Annotated in this window: 17 protein-coding genes; 8 read left to right on the top strand and 9 right to left on the bottom strand. The window is 72.4% G+C overall.

Translation table 11 applies throughout. From position 1 onward, the window contains the following. Positions 1-29: 29 nt before the first annotated feature. Together GA0070619_RS28270 and GA0070619_RS28265 are read right to left on the bottom strand one after the other, a co-directional pair. On the bottom strand, positions 30-2,921 hold the full coding sequence (locus GA0070619_RS28270; RefSeq protein ID WP_088950829.1) for a hypothetical protein: 2,892 nt from the start codon (positions 2,919-2,921) through the stop codon (positions 30-32). A gap of 2 nt (positions 2,922-2,923) precedes the next feature. After that, positions 2,924-4,711, bottom strand: coding sequence for an HSP90 family protein (locus GA0070619_RS28265; protein ID WP_088952110.1), 1,788 nt, complete (start codon positions 4,709-4,711; stop codon positions 2,924-2,926). Positions 4,712-4,833: 122 nt separating this feature from the next. On the opposite strand from GA0070619_RS28265, the gene GA0070619_RS28260 reads away from it, so the two are divergent. Beyond that, positions 4,834-6,087 (top strand): MFS transporter, encoded by a 1,254-nt coding sequence (locus GA0070619_RS28260; protein WP_088950828.1) that lies wholly within the window; start codon positions 4,834-4,836, stop codon positions 6,085-6,087. Here GA0070619_RS28260 and GA0070619_RS28255 read toward each other — a convergent pair. Then, a complete protein-coding gene (locus GA0070619_RS28255) occupies positions 6,084-7,241 on the bottom strand; it encodes an FAD-dependent oxidoreductase (protein WP_088952109.1) in 1,158 nt (385 codons plus the stop codon). The genes GA0070619_RS28260 and GA0070619_RS28255 overlap by 4 nt on opposite strands. A 106-nt stretch (positions 7,242-7,347) precedes the next feature. On the opposite strand from GA0070619_RS28255, the gene GA0070619_RS28250 reads away from it, so the two are divergent. From GA0070619_RS28250 to GA0070619_RS28240, 3 genes are all read left to right on the top strand, one after another. Beyond that, positions 7,348-7,929, top strand: coding sequence for a TetR/AcrR family transcriptional regulator (locus GA0070619_RS28250; protein WP_157744093.1), 582 nt, complete (start codon positions 7,348-7,350; stop codon positions 7,927-7,929). A gap of 68 nt (positions 7,930-7,997) precedes the next feature. Then, positions 7,998-8,546, top strand: coding sequence for a SigE family RNA polymerase sigma factor (locus GA0070619_RS28245; protein ID WP_088950827.1), 549 nt, complete (start codon positions 7,998-8,000; stop codon positions 8,544-8,546). Next, the gene (locus tag GA0070619_RS28240; protein WP_088950826.1) at positions 8,543-9,727 is read left to right on the top strand and encodes a hypothetical protein; all 1,185 of its coding nucleotides are present in this window, start codon (positions 8,543-8,545) and stop codon (positions 9,725-9,727) included. Before GA0070619_RS28245 ends, GA0070619_RS28240 begins: the two co-directional genes overlap by 4 nt. A 55-nt stretch (positions 9,728-9,782) precedes the next feature. On the opposite strand, the gene GA0070619_RS28235 is transcribed toward GA0070619_RS28240, so the two are convergent. The 3 genes from GA0070619_RS28235 to GA0070619_RS28225 all read right to left on the bottom strand — a co-directional run bounded on the left by GA0070619_RS28235 (position 9,783) and on the right by GA0070619_RS28225 (position 11,993). Then, complete coding sequence (locus GA0070619_RS28235; protein ID WP_088950825.1) at positions 9,783-10,685, bottom strand: sulfurtransferase; 903 nt, start codon at positions 10,683-10,685, stop codon at positions 9,783-9,785. 91 nt (positions 10,686-10,776) lie between these two features. Then, on the bottom strand, positions 10,777-11,223 hold the full coding sequence (locus GA0070619_RS28230; RefSeq protein WP_088950824.1) for an imidazolonepropionase-like domain-containing protein: 447 nt from the start codon (positions 11,221-11,223) through the stop codon (positions 10,777-10,779). A gap of 2 nt (positions 11,224-11,225) precedes the next feature. Then, on the bottom strand, positions 11,226-11,993 hold the full coding sequence (locus GA0070619_RS28225; RefSeq protein ID WP_088950823.1) for an SGNH/GDSL hydrolase family protein: 768 nt from the start codon (positions 11,991-11,993) through the stop codon (positions 11,226-11,228). Positions 11,994-12,311: 318 nt separating this feature from the next. On the opposite strand from GA0070619_RS28225, the gene GA0070619_RS28220 reads away from it, so the two are divergent. The 4 genes from GA0070619_RS28220 to GA0070619_RS28205 all read left to right on the top strand — a co-directional run bounded on the left by GA0070619_RS28220 (position 12,312) and on the right by GA0070619_RS28205 (position 15,720). Beyond that, a complete protein-coding gene (locus GA0070619_RS28220) occupies positions 12,312-14,081 on the top strand; it encodes a proline--tRNA ligase (RefSeq protein WP_088950822.1) in 1,770 nt (589 codons plus the stop codon). A 58-nt stretch (positions 14,082-14,139) separates the two neighbouring features. Next, the gene (locus GA0070619_RS28215) at positions 14,140-14,565 is read left to right on the top strand and encodes a CBS domain-containing protein (protein ID WP_030487636.1); all 426 of its coding nucleotides are present in this window, start codon (positions 14,140-14,142) and stop codon (positions 14,563-14,565) included. Positions 14,566-14,635: 70 nt separating this feature from the next. Beyond that, a complete protein-coding gene (locus tag GA0070619_RS28210; protein ID WP_088950821.1) occupies positions 14,636-15,064 on the top strand; it encodes a SufE family protein in 429 nt (142 codons plus the stop codon). Positions 15,065-15,084: 20 nt separating this feature from the next. Next, the gene (locus GA0070619_RS28205) at positions 15,085-15,720 is read left to right on the top strand and encodes a DsbA family oxidoreductase (protein WP_088950820.1); all 636 of its coding nucleotides are present in this window, start codon (positions 15,085-15,087) and stop codon (positions 15,718-15,720) included. Between the two features lie 67 nt (positions 15,721-15,787). Here the strand turns inward: GA0070619_RS28205 and GA0070619_RS28200 are convergent, their stop codons facing one another. The 3 genes from GA0070619_RS28200 to GA0070619_RS28190 form a co-directional block, all read right to left on the bottom strand. After that, entirely contained in the window at positions 15,788-16,336 is a 549-nt protein-coding gene (locus GA0070619_RS28200) for a YbaK/EbsC family protein (protein WP_088950819.1), read from the bottom strand. A 95-nt stretch (positions 16,337-16,431) separates the two neighbouring features. Then, complete coding sequence (locus GA0070619_RS28195; protein WP_088950818.1) at positions 16,432-16,626, bottom strand: hypothetical protein; 195 nt, start codon at positions 16,624-16,626, stop codon at positions 16,432-16,434. 116 nt (positions 16,627-16,742) lie between these two features. Further along, a complete protein-coding gene (locus GA0070619_RS28190) occupies positions 16,743-17,396 on the bottom strand; it encodes a GAP family protein (RefSeq protein ID WP_088950817.1) in 654 nt (217 codons plus the stop codon). Positions 17,397-17,423 lie beyond the last annotated feature (27 nt).

Genomic DNA, 17,423 nt, shown 5'->3' with positions numbered 1-17,423 from the left:
ACCCAGCGATTGGACACACCTCGGCGCGCTCAGTCATCGTCCGGATCGAGGTCGTGCTCCGTCCGCAGCGCGGTGGCCTCGGCGGGCCGGTCCAGCAGATCCAGGGCACGGGCCAGCAGCCAGGCTGTCTGGCGGACCGGCCGCGAGTCGGCCGGCAGCCCACCGAGGACACGCCGCAGCAGCGGCTCCGCCTCGGCTGGCCGGTCCAGTCGAAGCAGCAGCTCGCCGGTGAGACCCTCCACCTGGGCGGCCTCACCGAATGCCTCGATCGACCGCAGCTGGTCGGGCACCCCGGTGAGTCGCGCCAGCGCCTCGTCCAGCCGGCCGTCGGCCGTCAGCACCCGCGCCCCGGCCTCGGCCGCCATCGCCAGCTCGTACGTCACCGGTGGCTCGGCCTGTCCGGCCAGCGTCGCCGCCAACTCGTCCACCTGCTCGACGGCACGGATCGCCGCCGGCCGGTCGTCGGCCCAGAACCAGGCGTACGCCTCGCGCCGACGCGCCCGCAGCTCGTCCAGCGGCATGCCGCCGAGCCGGTACGCCGTGGCGGCTGCGGCGAACCGCTCTGCGCCGGCCGCGTCCCGGTCCGCGTCGTAGAGGATGTCGCCGGCCTCCTCCAGCACCTGCGCCCGATACGGGAGGTTGTCGGGACCATTCAGGTTGTCGGCCAACTGCTCCAGCAGGGTCAGCGCCGGATCGATCTCGCCGAGACCGGCGTACACGCCGGCCAGCAGGTGCCGGCAACGGTCCGCCTCGGCCTGGGCGCCAAGCCGGTCGAGACCGAGGACGGCCTCCTCGGCGACCTCGGCCGCCTCGCCGAGCCGACCCACCATCCGGTACGCGTTCGCCAGCTCCCACCGCAGGAACGCGTCTCCCTCGGCACCCCGCTCCACGCAGAGCGTCACGGCCTCGACGAGGTCGTCCACCGCGTCGGCGGCCCGGCCTGCGGCGAGCAACGCGCGGGCGCGGGCGACGCGAACCGGCAACTCCGCGTCCGCAGGTGCAAGCGGCAGTGCCTCGTCGCAGGCGGCCACCGCCTCGGCCGGGTCGTCCACCGTTCGGGCGTACGCCAGGCAGGCCGCCGTGACCAGCTCACCGACGCCCAGTTCACGGCCGATCCGACGGGACTCGTCGGCGGCGGCGCGTGCCTCCTCGACACGGTCCGCCTGCTCCAGCAGGTGCGCCCGGTGCAGTGCGACCCGGGCCGCCAGGTATGGATCGCCACCCGCGTCGGGCGGCACCCGGTCCAGCGCCGCGAGCGCGTCGGCCCAGCGTTCCCGGTGCAGCAGCGCCAACGCCACCCGGTCGTGGGCGGCGGCCCGCTGCCGGGCGTCGCCGTCCCGGTCCAGCACCTCGGCTGCCTTCTGGACCAACGCCAACCCCTCGTCGGCGTCGTCGTCGGACCGGGTCAGCAGCACGCCGAGCCGCCCGGCGATCACCTGGGCGGACAACTCCTCGCCCGCCGTCCGGTACGCCTCCAGTGCCGCTCGGCTCATCTCGATCGCGCCCGGAATGTCGTCCTCGTCGCCGCGCTCGGCCGCCCGCAACGCCAACCGGTGGGCGAGCGTACGCGGGGGCAGGTCGGCCGAACCGAACCGCTCGTCGTAGGCGGCCAGCACCGCTCGGAACATGGCCGGGTCGTGCCGACCCCAGCTCTGCTCGGCGAGGTTCAGCAGCTCATCCGGCCCGGCGTCGGCGGGCACCGGCACGGCGGTCGGCACGGCCATGCCGGAGCGCACCACGTCGCCGGTCGCCGCAGAGGCCTTGCTCGTGGGAGTGGTCGGCTCGCCCTCCGTCGGGCGTGGCGGGCGACGGCGGACGCTCGCGGACAGCGGCAGGTGCTCGCCGCGCGGCCGCACAGCGAGCCGGCGGGCGATCCACTCCGACTGGTGGGTGGTGCCGTTGCGGGCGTCGAAGCGCTCCGCCAGCCCGGTCGCGGTCCGTGTCAGCTCGTCGGCGAGCACCAACGCCGACACCTCGCCGGCCGGTCGGCCCTCGGCAGCCCGGCGGTACAGGGTCGCCTCACCGCTCTGACCGGCCTGGCGCAGCGCTGCGGCGGCCGTCGCAGCGAAGTGCATCGCGGCGGCCGGCGACGGTGCCCGGTCCAGCCAGTCCAGGTGCCGTTCGACCAACTCCACCGCCCGCGCCTCGTTCCCGGTCAACGTGCAGAACTCGACGTGGTCGCCGATGTCCCACAGGTCGGCGAGGTTGCCGCGCAACCGGCGGTACGCCTCCCGGTGCGCGTCCCGCGCCGACTCGGCCCGCCCGGTCCGCAGGTACGGCAGGAGCAGCGCGGTGAGGATCGCCTGCGGCTGCTCGTTGCACGTGAGCCGGCCGGCGAGCACCGGCTCGGACAACGCCACCGCCTCCGCGTCCCGCCCGGTGTCGGCGAGGTAGTTCACCTGGCTCGTCGGGTCACAGCCGGCGCAGTCGGAGAGGGCGTCGCGCGGGGTGGTCTGCCAGAGCCGGTACCAGTGCGCGGCCGCCTCGGTGTCGCCCACGTGGTTGGCGACCCGGAACCGATGCTTGTGGACGGTCTGCAGGCTGTGCCCACCGGCCCGGTAGCGGCGTTCCATGTCGTCCAGCACGGCGTACGTGCGGTCGAGTGGCACCTCTGGGAAGTTCAGCAGGCCGTTGACCATGTACTTGAAGTGCCAGAGCAGGTTGTGCAGGTGCCGCTGGTGGTATGGCTGCGGATCCTGGTCGAACTCGGACAGGCACCAGGAGAAGGTCACGAAGGACTTCGCCGGCTCGCCGCCGTAGATGTAGCCGGTGGTGGCCTGCATCCGGGTGACGAAGGCAAGGTGTCGGTCGTCGGCTGCGTCGACCCGACGCAACAGCTGCTCCAGCGCGGCGATCTGCCCCGCCCCGTACGGCATGTCGGCGATGCCGCGCAGCACCCGCCACAGATCCTCGTCGCTCACGTTCACTCCTGTCCCGGCACGGCCCGGCCGAGCAGGCCGAGGAAGGAATCGTTCAGCAGGGCCACGTCGGCCGCGCGGATCGGATGGTGCCCGAGCAGCAGCGCCTGCCCGTAGAGCGCCTCGACGGCGAGCCCCACCAGCTCCGGGTCGGCCAGCGCGGTGACGCGGCGGACCAGCGGGTTGCGGTGGTTGAGCACCAACTGCGGGCGGTCCGGTGGTGCGGTGGAGGCGAGCGCGTCGAGGACCCCGCCCCACAGTTCGTCGGCTCGGTCCCGGCTGGCCGCGAGCTGGTCGTTGAACGCCGCCGACCTGCTGACCAGGTAGAGCGCGGGCAGCGACACCGGGTCGTACGCCCGGATCACCACCTCGCAGCCGGAACGTTCGACGGCCCGCTGCGCGGCGGTGAGGAACGGCCGCAGCGCCAGCTCCACGTGCGGGTCGAGGCTGTCGAAGCGGGTCGTGAGATCGCTCGGTTCCAGACGCTCGATCAGCACCGAGCGGTCCACCGTCGGCAGCCGCTCGATCAGCTCGGTGTCGTACGTGTAGCCGCCGTTGACCACCGCCAGATCCTGTGCGGCAGCCACCGCGGCGAGCTGGCGGAACTCGTCCAGGCTCGCCGCGTAGCGGAGCACGCCGTAGCGCTCCCGGAACTCGGCGAGGGTGAGCGTGCCGACGTTGGTGTCCATCGGCCACCACCGGTCGACCAGCTGGAGCATCTCGTCGTCGTGCAGCGCCAGCGCCTTCACACCCAGGTGGTGCACCTGGAGGAACTCGGCCAGCCGGTGCGGGTCGTGCCGCGCCAGCCGGACCAGCCAGCCGCGTATCTGGTCGCCGAGCGCCTCCCGGGTCGCGGTCAGCAGGGTGTCCTCGTAGAGGGCTTCCCGGCTGGCGGTCGGGCGCAGCTCGGTGGCGTCCACGACGCAGTGCGCGAAGAACGCCCAGTCCGGCAGCAACCCGTCGGCGTGCTCGGTGAGCAGCATCCGCTTGAGGTAGACCCGGTGCCCCGCACGGGCCGCCGGGTTCACCGGGGTGGGCAGGATGACGGCGACACCGGTCAACCCGGCTTCCGGCACGGTCAACGGCAGCACGTCGAACGGGTCGACGCCGAGCGTCTCCCGGGCGTACGCGATCAGCGCCGCCCGGTCGACCGGCGCGCCCGGCGCGGTCGGCCAGGGCGGCTCACCGGTGGTGGTGACCACGTCGCCGACCCGGACGGTGACCGGCAGCAGCGAACCGAAGAGGCGGGCCAGGTCGGTGACGGTCGGTGTGGTGAACCACTGGTCGGCGTCGCGGCGGGGCACCAGCGTGACGGTGGTGCCTGGTTCGGCGCGGGCGGCCTCCGGTGGTGCCAGGCTCACCGCGTACCGGCCGTCGGCGTAGCCGGTCCAGCGGACCGTGGGGTGTTCGCCGTTGCGGGTGAGCACCTGGATCTCGTCGGCGACCAGGAAGCAGGAGAGCAGGCCGATGCCGAACTGGCCGAGGAACTCGTGCCGGGAGAAGCCGAGATCGTCCCTCTTGGAGCTGCGACCGATGGTGGCCAGCAGCTCATGCACCTGCGCCTCGGTCAGGCCGATCCCGGTGTCGTGCACCCGCAGCGTGCCGTCGCCGGTGATCTCGGGAGTTTCGATGCGGACCAGGGCTGGCGCGTCCGGCTCGGTCGAGCGTCGCGCGGTGATCGCGTCCACCGCGTTCTGCAGCAGCTCTCGGACGTAGACCCGCGGGCTGCCGTAGAGGTGATGGCTGAGCAGGTCGACCACGCCACGAAGGTCGACCTGGAAGGTGTGGTCCACGCGTGTCTTCTCCCCCGGTCCCGAAATGCCGGCGCCCACCGTACCGATGATCACCGACACGCGCGTCCCCCTTTCGCCCGGCGGCTTGACCCTCGACCCGGTCGAACCCGCACGGTCACCGGATGACCTCCTCAGCTCTGGGCCGGGACTTCCGGCTGCTCTGGTCCGCCGCCGTCTCGTCGCGGTTCGGAGACGCGCTGCGTACGCCGGCACTGGCCCTACTGGCGGCGACAGTGACCCGCGACCCGCGGGTCATCGCGGCGGTCACCGTGGCCGGTCAGTTGCCGCCGTTGATCTTCGGTCTGCTCGGCGGTGTGTACGCGGACCGCTGGGACCGTCGTCGGACGATGGCCCTGGTCGACGGCATCCGTGCCGTCGTGGTGGCGGCACTGGCCGTGACGGTCGCACTCGACCGCGTTGGTGTCCTGGTGCTGCTGGTCGCGGCGTTCCTGCTCGCCACACTGGGGACGCTCTTCGACTCGGCCTCGTTCGCGCTGCTCCCCGCGCTGGTGCCACCGGACGCGCTGCCCCGGGCGAACGGTCGACTCCAGGCGGGGTCGGCGGTTGCCGGCGGTTTCCTCGGGGCGCCGGCCGCCGGTGTCCTCTTCGCCGTCGCCCCGGCCCTCCCGTTCGCCCTCGACGCCGTCACCTTCGCCGCGGCGGCGCTGCTCGTGCTGGCCCTCACCCCCACTCCCGTCGCGAGCGTGCAGGCGCGGCCCGGCACTCGGCGCGGCTCCGTGTGGGGCGAGATCGTCGAAGGTTTGCGCTGGCTGCGTGCGCACCGGACCCTGTGGCGGGTCACTCTGCTCACCGCCGCGAGCAACCTGGCGATCAGCGGGATCATGGCGGTGCTGGTGCTCTATGCGCTGGACGTGCTGCGGGTGCCGCCAGCCGGCTACGGGCTGTTCGCCGCCGCCGCGATCGTCGGGGGCCTGGCGGGGGCGCTCGGGTCCGGTCGGCTCGCCGCCCGACTCGGCACGGTGCCGGCGCTGTGCGTGGTGCTCGCCGCGGAGACCGTGGCGCTGACCGGGTTCGCGCTGGCCCGGCATCCGGTGCCGGGCGGCTTCGCGTTGGCCGTCTTCGCCGCGGGCACGGTGGTGTGGAACAGCCTGTGGGCGTCGTACGGGCAGCGGAACGTGCCGGCAAGGCTGCTCGGCCGGGTCGGATCGGCCCAACGGATGGTCGGCCTGCTCACCGCGCCGATCGGTGCGGCGCTCGCCGGGCTGGCAGCCGCCGCGTACGGGACGGCGCCGGTGGCGGGTGCGGCGGCCGGCATCTTCGCGCTGGTCACACTGGCCGCGTGGCGGACACTGCGGCCGGCCGACCCGCGCGCGGGTGCCCAGCCGGTGCCGGTCGCGCGAGACCTGATCTCCTAGCCCGGCGTGCGTTCCCGGTGGGACAGCCCGGACAGTCGCAGCGCGATCCGTCGGCGCCACGGTGGCACGGCACCGAGCAGCCGCAGCAGCACGTCACGGGCCGGCCGGCGGGCCGGGGAGACGGTGGCCAGCCGGGTCAGCCCGGCGGCGAAGCTCAGCACGTCCTCGGCCATCGGCCGCTGCCGGGCGGTGTAGTCGTCGAGCAGCGCGTCCGGACCGCCGTCGAGCACGTCCGCCAGCGCTGTGCCGAGGGCGACCGCGTCGCAGATGCCGAGGTTCATGCCCTGCCCGCCGGCCGGGCTGTGCACGTGTCCGGCGTCTCCGGCCAACAGCACCGGCCCGGCTCGGAACGTGTCGGCGATCCGGTGATGCACCCGGAACCGGGAGCCCCAGAGCACCTCGGTCACCCGGTCGGGTCGTCGCGCCGGACCGCGCTCGTCGAGCAGCGCCTGGAGGTACGCCTCGTCCGGCTCGGCCGGGGCCGTCGCCACGGCGGCGACCAGTCGGACCACCCCGTCCGGGAGCGGGGCCCAGATCAGCGGCCCGGAGCGGGCGAGGAAGAGCGCCGCCTCGTCTCGGGGCAGGACGCTTCGCACCCGTACGTCGGCGAGCACGAAGGACTCCTCGTCGCTGGGGCCGGTGAAGTCGATGCCGACCAACTGCCGGACGGTGCTGTGCAAGCCGTCCGCGCCGACGACGAACCGGGCGCGTAGCGTCTTTCCGTCGACCTGCGCGAGCACCCCGTCACCGGTGGTGGTCAACCCGGTCAGCCGGCAGGGCCGTCGCACCTGGACGCCGAGTTCGGCCAACTGCCCGGCGAGCACCGCCTCGGTGACCGACTGGGAGACCAGCAGCGCGTAGGGGAACCGGGACGGCAGCTCGTGGAACGGCACCGACAGCAGCACGCGGTCCCGGTCGCGCACCGTGAAGCGCGGCGTCCGCACCCCCTGGGCGTCCAGCGGCGCCGCAGCGCCGATCCGGTCCAGGACCTCCAGGGTGTACGCGTGCACGACGGCCGCGCGGGAGGTGATCGGCGGTTCGGCGAGTTGGTCCAGCACTGTCACCTCGATCCCGCGCCGGGCCAGCGTCAGCGCGGTGGCGAGGCCGGTGGGACCTGCGCCCACCACCAGGACGTCGGTGCTCGTGGGCAGCATGGCCACCTCCAGAAGACCGTTGCCAACATCTGTTGGCAAACACTTGTTGGCGACGCTAGAGGCCAGTCGATTGCATGTCAACAGGTGTTGGCCTACGGTCGTTGACATGACAGCGTCTGCCCAACCGGCCTCTCCCCGTCGCTCGGACGCCACCCGGGCGGCGATCCTGCGCGCGGCCCGGGAACGGTTCGCGGCGGACGGCTACGAGCGGGCCACGATCAGGGCCATCGCCGCCGACGCCCAGATCGACCCGTCGATGGTCATGCGCTACTACGGCAGCAAGGAGGGGCTCTTCGCGGCGGCGGCCGAGTTCGACCTCCGACTGCCCGACCTGGCCGCGGTGCCACCCGAGCAGCTCGGTGAGACGCTGGTCCGGCACTTCCTCACCCGCTGGGAAGGCGACGAGACGCTCGTGGCGCTGCTGCGGGCCGCCAGCACCAATCCCGGCGCCGCCGAACGGATGCGCGGCATCTTCGCCGACCAGCTCACCGCGGCCGTGGCCACGTTCGGCACCGACCCGACCACTACCGCCCGGCGCGCCGGCCTGGTGGCCAGTCAGATCCTCGGCCTCGCCTACACCCGGTACGTCGTCCGCCTGCCGCCCATGGTGGACACCACACCACAGGACCTGGTCTCCTGGGTCGCGCCGACCCTCCAGCGCTATCTGACCGGAACGCCGGAGAGCTGACCCAACCTTTTCCCCCTTCCCGTGCGTCTGCCAGGTGACGCGCATCGCGACGGCCGGAAGGAGGGCGGATGGCAGCCACGAGAAGCGACGGACGCGACGGCTACCTCGCCTTCGTGGAAAGCCACCAACACCGGCTGCTGCGCGCGGCCTACCTGATCTGCGGCAACCGGCACCAGGCCGAAGACCTGCTCCAGGACGCCCTGCTGAAGCTCGCGCTGCGCTGGTCCTCGGTCCGTGACGGCGACCCCTCCGCGTACGTGCGGGCCATCCTCTACCGCGATGCGGTGTCGTGGTGGCGTCGCCGACGGCGGGAATGGCTCAGCGCCACACCTCCGGAGCAGGTGGCCCACGACCGGGACGGCGCGTTGCGGCTGACACTGCATGACGCGTTGGGCCTGCTGCCACCACGGCAGCGGGCCGTGCTGGTGCTGCGCTACTACGAGGATCTGACCGAGGTCGCCACCGCCGAAGCGCTCGGGGTGACCGTCGGCACGGTGAAGAGCCAGTGTCACGCGGCGCTGCGCCGACTCCGCGAGGTCGCTCCGGACCTGGCCCGGGATGCCCGACCGAGCCAGCGCCCCGCCGACCTCGCCAACGGCCTGGAGGTGAACCCGTGAACGAGCAGGACCTGCGTCAACTGCTGACCGTCAGCGTCGAGGACGTCCGGCCCAGCCACCCCGCGGTCACCGGCTGGGAACGGGCCCGGCGCACTCGGCGTACCCGCCGGGCCGTCGGCGCGGTGGCAGCGGCCGTGGTGCTGATCGGTGGCGGCACTGTCGCTGCCCTGCGACCGCCCGCCAACCCACCGCCGGACCACTCGGTGGCGCCGACCGTCGTGCCCAACCACGCCGGGCCGGTGGTGCGCGCCCCCGCCGAGCTGCCCTTCCCGCCTGATCCGCTGGCCCGACTCGGTGACCCGGCGACAGTGCCCCTCTCCGCCCGACCGGTCCAGCGGGCGCTGGCGCTGTTCCAGCCGTTGGACAGCGAGGAATACCGTGCGGACGGTCCCGTCCGGGTGCTCGGGGACGACGGTGTGGTGCGCAGTCTCGACGTGGTGACCCCGGCCCCCACCCGGGACTCGGGCGGCAACCAGGCACCCGCCCTGAAGGCGGGAGTGCTCTCGCCGGACGGCCGGTCGGCCGCGTTCGCGCAGACCAATGAGCTGATCATGGTCGACCTCACCACGGCGACCGTGCGCCGCATCCCCCTCGAGGGCTACCTGGAAATGGTGGTCTGGGCGGGCGACCGGGTGCTGGTCGGCGGCGACGGCCGGACGTACGCGGTGGACCGGGTCTCCGGCGCGGCCAGCCAGCTCGACGTCTCGCTCTGGGACCTGGTCGCGCCCGACCCGGCGGCCGGTCGCGAGGCGGCGCTCGTCGAGGTGAGCGGCATGCGGGACAACCTGACCCTGCGCAGCCGTACCGCCCGCGAGGGCACGGTTCGTTCCGAACAGAAGGTCACCGGCGGCCCGCTACCGGTGCCGTACCAGGTCAACGAGTTCTACGGCCGGGGCTGGCTGCACGGCGAACGCCTGGCCCGCTCGGCGTGGATCACCAACAGCGAGATCGACGGTGCCGAGGGGGTGGCCGTGCTGGATGCCCGGACCGGTGCGGTGGCCCACATGCTCGACCTCGGCCGCGACCGGTGGAAGGGTTGCTGCGAGGTGCTGGGCTGGGACAACCGGGGTGCCGTCCTGCTCCGCCTGCAACCGGGCGGCCTGGTGCGCTGGCACCCGGAGACCGGCGAGGTCACCGGCGTGGTCCGCGACCTGACCGGCATGGTGGCACTGGCCGGCTGAGCCCTCGTCCCCGCGCGGCCGGGTGGCCGCGCGGGGACAGGGCTGGCCAGCTTGGTCAGGCGGCGAGGCCGCCGGGCTGATCGCCCTTGACGACGGGTGCCCGGACCAGGTTGCCCCACTCGGTCCACGAGCCGTCGTAGTTGCGCACCTGCGGATAGCCCAGCAGGTGCCGCAGGACGAACCAGGTGTGGCTGGACCGCTCACCGATCCGGCAGTACGCGATCACGTCGTCGTCCGGGCTGAGCCCGAGCTGGTCCGCGTAGATCGCCCGCAGCTCGTCGGCGGACTTGAAGGTGCCGTCCTCGTTGGCGGCGGACTTCCACGGCTTGCTGACCGCACCCGGGATGTGCCCGCCACGCAGCGCGCCCTCCTGCGGGTAGTCCGGCATGTGCAGCGTCTCGCCGGTGTATTCACTCGGCGACCGGACGTCGACCAGCGGCCGGCCGGCGGCGATGTGCGCCATGACCTGCTCACGGTAGGCGCGAAGCGGCGCGTCGTCCCGCTGCGGCACCGGGTAGTCGGCGCGAGGGCGAGCCGGCTTGTCGCGGGTCACCTCGCGGCCCTCGGCGATCCACTTCTGCCGGCCGCCGTCGAGCAGTCGCACGTCGGCGTGGCCGAAGAGCGAGAACACCCAGAGGGCGTACGCGGCCCACCAGTTGAAGTTGTCGCCGTAGAAGACGACGGTGTCGCCCCGGCCGATGCCCTTCGCGGCGCACAGCTCGGCGAAGCTCTTCGCGTCCAGGTAGTCCCGGGTCACCTGGTCGTTCAGCTCCAGGTGCCAGTCGACCTTCACGGCACCTGGGATGTGGCCGGATTCGTAGAGCAGCACGTCCTCGTCGGACTCGACAACGACGAGGCCCTCGTCGCCCAGGTGCTCGGCCAGCCACTCGGTGGTGACCAGCCGCTGCGGGTCCGCGTACGACTGGAGGCGGGGATCAGGATCGCTCGGCACAGACATGATCCCCAAACTACGCCGCGACACGACCGGACGGCCCGCCATCGAGGATCGGGGGGCACAGATGTGGTGCGGGGAACGTTGACAGTGCCGTTCAGGCGCGGCGGTGGACGATTCGCCCGGCGACCACGGTCACCAGGCAGACACCGTCGACACCGTGGACCGCAAGGTCGGCGCGCCCGCCCGGAAGCAGCACCGCCGACACCGCGACGGGCAGCACCAGCAGGTCGCTCCTGTCGACGGCAGCCCGCAGCAGCGGGTCGGTCAGGTGCTCGGCCAACACCGCCGTCACTCCGTTGCGCAGCAGCGCGTGCACCCGCTCGCGTGGGGTGGGTGCCGCCGGCAGCGGGCCGTCGTGCAGCAGACCCGGCCCCAGGGTGCCGGGCCATCGGCGGACCCGAACACCCGGGTACGCCCCACTCAGCTCGGCCAACGGTCCGACGGCCTCGATCCGGTCGCCGCCCACCAGGACCGCGTGCTCCGGCTCCGTCTCGCCGACCCGGTCGCGCCACAGCAGCGGCGCGGTGTGAAGGGTGAGCACGCTCAGTCGACGATCGGCCCGAGCAGCGGGCGCTTCGCCGTCACCGTGTCACCGGACGACCGACCGGTCAGCCGCCGCCGCACCCACGGGGCGAGGTGCTGGCCGGCCCACCGCAGGTCGGCGGCACGGGCGGCCAACCACGGCGACGGGGCCGGGTGCGGCGGGACCATCAGCCACTCCTCGTCGCAACCGACCCCGAGCGCGTTCAACACCTGCCCGGCGACCCGCCGGTGGCCGGCTGGGGAGAGGTGCAACCGGTCGGTGCTCCAGAGCATCGGGTTGAGGAAGGTGTCGTCGGCGTACAGGTCGACCATGATCGCGCCGTGCCGCTCGGCGGTCTCGCCGACCGCCTGGTTGAGCAACTGCACCCGGGGGGCGACGAGGCGCTGGCCGGGCAGTCGGGCCATCACGTCGGCGAACCGGAAGAGCAGCACGTCCGCGCCGCCGGAACGCAGTTGCCGGACCACCTCGTCGAAGCGGGCCACCAGCGTGTGCGGGTCGAAGCTGCGGCGCAGTACGTCGTTGCCGCCGGCCGCGAAGCTGATCAGATCCGGCTTCATCGCCACCGCTGAGGGCACCTGCTCGGCGACCACGCTGGGGAAGAGCCGGCCGCGGATGGCCAGGTTCGCGTACCGGAAGTCGGGCCCTGCGTCGGCGGCGAGCCGGGTCGCCACCAGGTCCGCCCAACCCCGGTAGGTGCCGTCCGGGTACGCGTCATCCATGCCCTCGGTGAAACTGTCCCCGACCGCGACAAAACTGCGCCAGCCCACCCGCGTTCCCCTTACGCCGTTCGTTGCCTGCGGCGACCAGTCTGTCATCGGAGGCGCGGCGGCAAGTGCCCCGAACGGGCGACGTGGCGGAGGTCATGGACAGCCGCGCGACACCTCCGTCGGCCAATCCCTGCGGTCTGACCCGAGACTCAGCAGGGTCCACGGGCCGCTTCTTTGGGTGGTGGTGCGTGAGAGACGTGATGCCTCTCCGGACGGTTGCCGGACGGACAGGCCGTTTCCGGGATTCCGGGCAACGGCCCGCGACGCACCGGACGAATTGGGTCGCTTGGGCGCTCGGCACGGCTCTACGCTGCGCGCATGCTGCTACGCATGTCGACCCTGTTGCTGCGGACCCTGCGCGAGGATCCGGCCGACGCGGAGGTGCCGAGCCACCGGCTCCTCCTGCGCGCCGGTTACATCCGTCGCGCCGCACCGGGCGGCTACACCTGGCTGCCGTTGGGCAAGCTGGTGTTGGATCGGATCACCGACGTGGTGCGGGGCGAGTTGTTCGCGATCGGCGACCAGGAGGTGCACTTCCCGGCGTTGCTGCCGGCCGATCCCTATCGGACGAGCGGCCGCTGGGCGGAGTACGGCGACGACATCTTCACCCTCGCCGACCGGCGCGGTGCCGAGCACCTGTTGGCGCCCACCCACGAGGAGATGGCGGCGCTGCTGGTCAAGGACCTGTTCACCTCGTACCGAGACTTCCCGGTGACGCTTTTCCAGGTGCAGACGAAGTTCCGCGACGAGGCCCGGCCCCGGGCCGGTCTGTTGCGCGGCCGGGAGTTCCTGATGAAGGACGCGTACTCCTTCGACCTGGACGATGCGGGGCTGCGGGACGCGTACGCACGGCATCGCGCGGCGTACCGGCGGATCTTCGACCGGTTGGGCCTGGACTACACGGTGGTGCACGCGATGTCCGGGGCGATGGGCGGCTCCGCGTCGGAGGAGTTCCTGGCGGCGACACCGGTCGGCGAGGACACCTACGTCGGTTGCACCGCCTGCGACTACGCGGCCAACACCGAGGCGGTGGTGACCCGGGCACCGGCCACCGGCGACCCGGGCGCGCAGCCGGCCGTCGAGGTGCACGACACGCCGGAGACCCCGACGATCGCCAGCCTCGTGGAGCTGGCCAACACCCGCAGGTTGGGCGGTCGGGACGACTGGACCGCCGCCGACACACTGAAGAACGTCGTGCTCTCCGTCCGCCAGCCGGGCGCCGAGCGCTCCGAACCTCTGGTGATCGGGTTGCCGGGTGACCGGGAGGTCGACCTCAAGCGGGTCGGTGCCGCCCTGCACCCGGCGCAGGTGGCCGTCTTCGAGGAGTGGGCCGACCATCCCGAGCTGGTACGCGGGTACATCGGGCCGCAACTGCTCGACAAGCTGGGCATCCGTCTCCTGGTCGATCCGCGGGTGGTGACCGGTTCGGCCTGGTTGACCGGGGCGAACGAGCCGGGCCGTCACGCGACCGACGTGGTCTGCGGTCGGGACTTCACGCCCGACGGCACGATCGAGGCGGCCGAGGTGCGCGCCGGCGACCCCTGCCCGGACTGCGACGCGGGGGAGCTGACCATCCGGCGGGGCATCGAGATCGGGCACATCTTCCAGCTCGGCCGCCGGTTCACCGACGCTTTCGCGGTCGACGTGCTCGGTCCGGCCGGCAAACCGGTCCGGCCGACCATGGGCTGTTACGGCATCGGGGTCTCCCGGGCGGTCGCGGCGATCGCCGAGCAGCACCACGACGACCGGGGGCTGGTGTGGCCGGCGGCGATCGCGCCGTGCGACGTACACCTGGTGGTTGCGGGCAAGGGCCCGCAGCTCGACGCGGCGCTGGCGCTCGGCGAGCGCCTCGCCGCAGCCGGACTGCGGGTGCTGATCGACGACCGCACACACGTCTCGGCGGGGGTGAAGTTCACCGACGCCGAGCTGATCGGCATCCCCCGGGCCGTCGTGGTCGGCCGTCGACTCGCCGACGGGTACGTCGAGCTGCGCGAGCGGGCCGGCGACGGGCGCACCGAGCTGCCGCTGGAGGGTCTGGTGGAGCAGCTCGTCCACGAGGTACGCCAGGAACGTGCGAGCCTGGTGTAGCTGTCGCGTCACGGGGTAGTGCAGTTGGATCGGGTGGATACGTCTTCGGAGGGCTCTCATGACCGGTTACCGGGTCAGTGACGTGATGACCAAACAGGTCGTGTACCTGCCGGCCGAAACCACACTGGACGAAGCGGCCAGGGTGATGAAGGAGGCGGACATCGGCGATGTGGTGGTCACCGACGGTGCCAGCCTCGCCGGCATGCTCACCGACCGGGACATCGTGGTGCGGGCAGTGGCGGAGAACAGCTCCCCTGCGGCCACCACCATCGGCTCGATCGTCACCCGCGAGGTGGTCATGATCGAGCAGCACTGCACGGCGGGTGAGGCGGCCGCGCTCATGCGCGACCGGGGCATTCGGCGTGTGCTGGTCTGTGACAGTGATCGCAAGCTGGTCGGGATCGTCTCGCTCGGCGACCTGGCCATGCAACTCGACCCCACCAGCGCTCTCAGCGAGATCAGCGAGCAGTCGCCAACGGTGTGACGAACGGGCCGGCCAGGCGCAGCAATGCGCCGCCGGCCTGTTCGCAACTGACCGGCGGTAGCCTCGACGCATGGCTGACATGCCGGCCCGACTGGCCGAGATCGTCGACGAGTTCGCTGCCGCCCCGCGCGACCTGGTGCTGGAGATGCTCCTGGAGTACGCCGACGTCATTCCGGTGCTGCCGGAGGGCGCCGCCGCACGCGAGGGCATGGAGCAGGTGCCGGAGTGTCAGACGTCGTTCTTCCTGCGCGCCAGGGTGACCCCGGAGGGCACCGTGGAGACGGTCTTCGACTGCCCGCCGGAGGCGCCGACCACCCGGGCGTTCGCGGGGATCCTCGCCGAAGGGCTGGCGGGCGCGAGCGCCGAGCAGGTGCTGGACGTGCCGGACGACCTCTACCAGCGGATGGGCCTGGCGCAGGCGATCAGCCCGCTGCGGATCCGCGGCGGCACGGCGATCCTGGGCCGGCTCAAGCGTCAGGTGCGGGAACAACTCGGCTGACCGTGAGGTTGCCACCGATCATGGAGATCGAGATCTACGCGGACGTCATCTGCCCGTGGTGCTACATCGGCAAGCGCCGCCTGGATGAGGCCCTCGCCCGTTACGAGGGTGAGGTGACGGTCCGCTACCGACCGTTCCAGCTCGACCCGTCACCGGTGCCCCAGCCGCTTCCGCTGGTGCAGGCGCTGGCCGGCAAGTTCGGCGGCCCGGAGCGCGCCCAGCAGATGGTCGCGCACGTGACCCAGGTCGCGGCGGCTGACGGGCTCCGGCTGGACTACGACCGTGCGGTGATCGCCAACACCTTCGACGCGCACCGGCTGGTCTCCTACGCCACCGACCACGGTCGGGCGGCCGAGATGGTGGAGGCGCTCTACCAGGCGCACTTCAACGAGGGTGTCGACGTCGGCTCCCGGGAGGCGCTGGCCGCGGTGGCCGGTGGGATCGGCCTGGACGCGGCCGACGTCCGCCGCTTCCTCGACTCCGACGAGCGCGTCACCGACATCGCCGCCGAGTTGGCCGCAGCTCGGGACCTCGGCATCACCAGCGTGCCGACCTTCGTCCTGGCCGGAAAGTACGCGGTCTCCGGCGCACAGGAGGTGCAGACACTGCTCGCCGCGCTCAGCGAGGTCGAGCAGCGCGAGGCTGCGGCACACTGAGCCACCGGGGCGCCGGCATTGATGATCACGATGTTTCACGTGCAACAACATCGATGCCGATGCCTGCTCAGGCCGGTCTGGCCAGCCCTTCCACCACCTGCGCACCGGGCAGTGCGCCCAACGCCGGCCCCGGCAGTGCGATCTTGCTGTGCCGTACGCCGGACCCGATGATCACGTGCGGCGTGGCGATCACCCGCGCGTCCACCAGGATGGGCCACTGCGCCGGCAGCCCGATCGGGGTGATGCCGCCGTACTCCATGCCGGTCAGCTCGACCGCGTCGTCCATCGGTGCGAAGCTCGCCTTGCGCACGTCCAACGTGCGGCGGGCCACCCCGTTGACGTCGGCCCGGGTGGTCGCCAGGACGATGCAGGCCGCGTAGCGCACCACACCCTCACGCTTGCCAGCCACCACGACGCAGTTGGCCGACACGTCCAACCCCACCTCGTACGCCGCGCAGAACGCTGCGGTGTCGGCGAGTTCGGCGTCGATCGGCGCGACCAGCACATCGTTGACGTCCACGGGCGCGTCGGCGGGCCACTGCGCGATGGCCTCCGCCACCGGCGGGGCGAGCAGGTCGAGGCGGGCGCGGGCCGGTTCGGTCTTCAGCGTTCCCATCACGGGTGCGATCCTCGCATCCGGCATGCCGAACCGCCCGGCGGCTCCCGGGCCGTCCCGGGACACCGCCGGCCTGGGCCGGACCGAACCGGTGCTCAACTGCCGGAGAGGAAGGCGTTGTCGCGCATGAAGGAGCGGTCGCGGGCGGCCGCCAACTCCTCCTCGCGGTGGGCCTTGGCCCGTTGCAACTCCAGGTCCTCCAACGCGTGGCGGACACCCAGCCGGATCACGCCGTAGAGGAAGACGAAGCCGAAGACGTAGAGGATCACCGTGGTGACGACAGCGAACATGGCGTCACCGTAAGACGAACGTGAACCGTTGTTGCTCTCATCTCCGCCCGGTTCCCCCGTACGTGTCAGCGAGGTGGTCGGCCGGTGCTGGACGGCGACTGACGACGGGTTGTGACTCATCCCGACCGCACCAGATCCACCACGGTCAGCAGTGCGAAGAAGCCGATCAGCACCTCGTCGACTACCCAGGAGTGCCCCTCGGCCCAGTCACGCATCCGGGTCAGCGACCGCACCGCGCGCGGCCCGAGCACCAACCGAGCCAGCAGCGGAAGAGCGAGCAGAAAGACCGTGACCAGCACGAACGGCACCAGGTTCCACCACGGCAGGTCGTGCCGGGCGACGCTCGCTCCCACTGCTGCCATGGTCAGGTCGTCGCTGGGCGTCACGACGAAGAGCAGCGCGCAGAGTCGCGCGGCCCGGGCCGGACCGGCGTGGTTGAGGTCCCCCAGCCACCGCGGCTGCCCGGCCCGATTCCGGCGCAGCCACACCACCACGGCCAGGCTGGCCAGCAGGACGAGCACCACCAGGTCGATGGCCGGACCCCGGTCAATCCGGCCGGCCACGGCGCCGGCATCCATGGCCAGACCGCCCACAAGGCGGGTGACCAGCCAACTCACGGTCACTCCGGCGGCCACCACCAGCCCGCCGCCGAAGAGGAAGCCCAGCGACGCGGCCCGAGGGCGGTCCGACGAGGCGAGGAAGACCGCCACGACCACCTTGGTCCCGGCGACCATCACCACGGCCAGCGGCAGGACGGTCAGGAAACTCATCGCCCGCCATCCTCCCGGCCGACCAGC

Origin of the sequence: Micromonospora zamorensis (genome assembly GCF_900090275.1) — a bacterium.
GTDB lineage: Bacteria > Actinomycetota > Actinomycetes > Mycobacteriales > Micromonosporaceae > Micromonospora > Micromonospora zamorensis.
The sequence above is the reverse complement of the archived record's forward strand: the minus strand, read 5'-3'. Positions and strand labels throughout refer to the sequence as shown.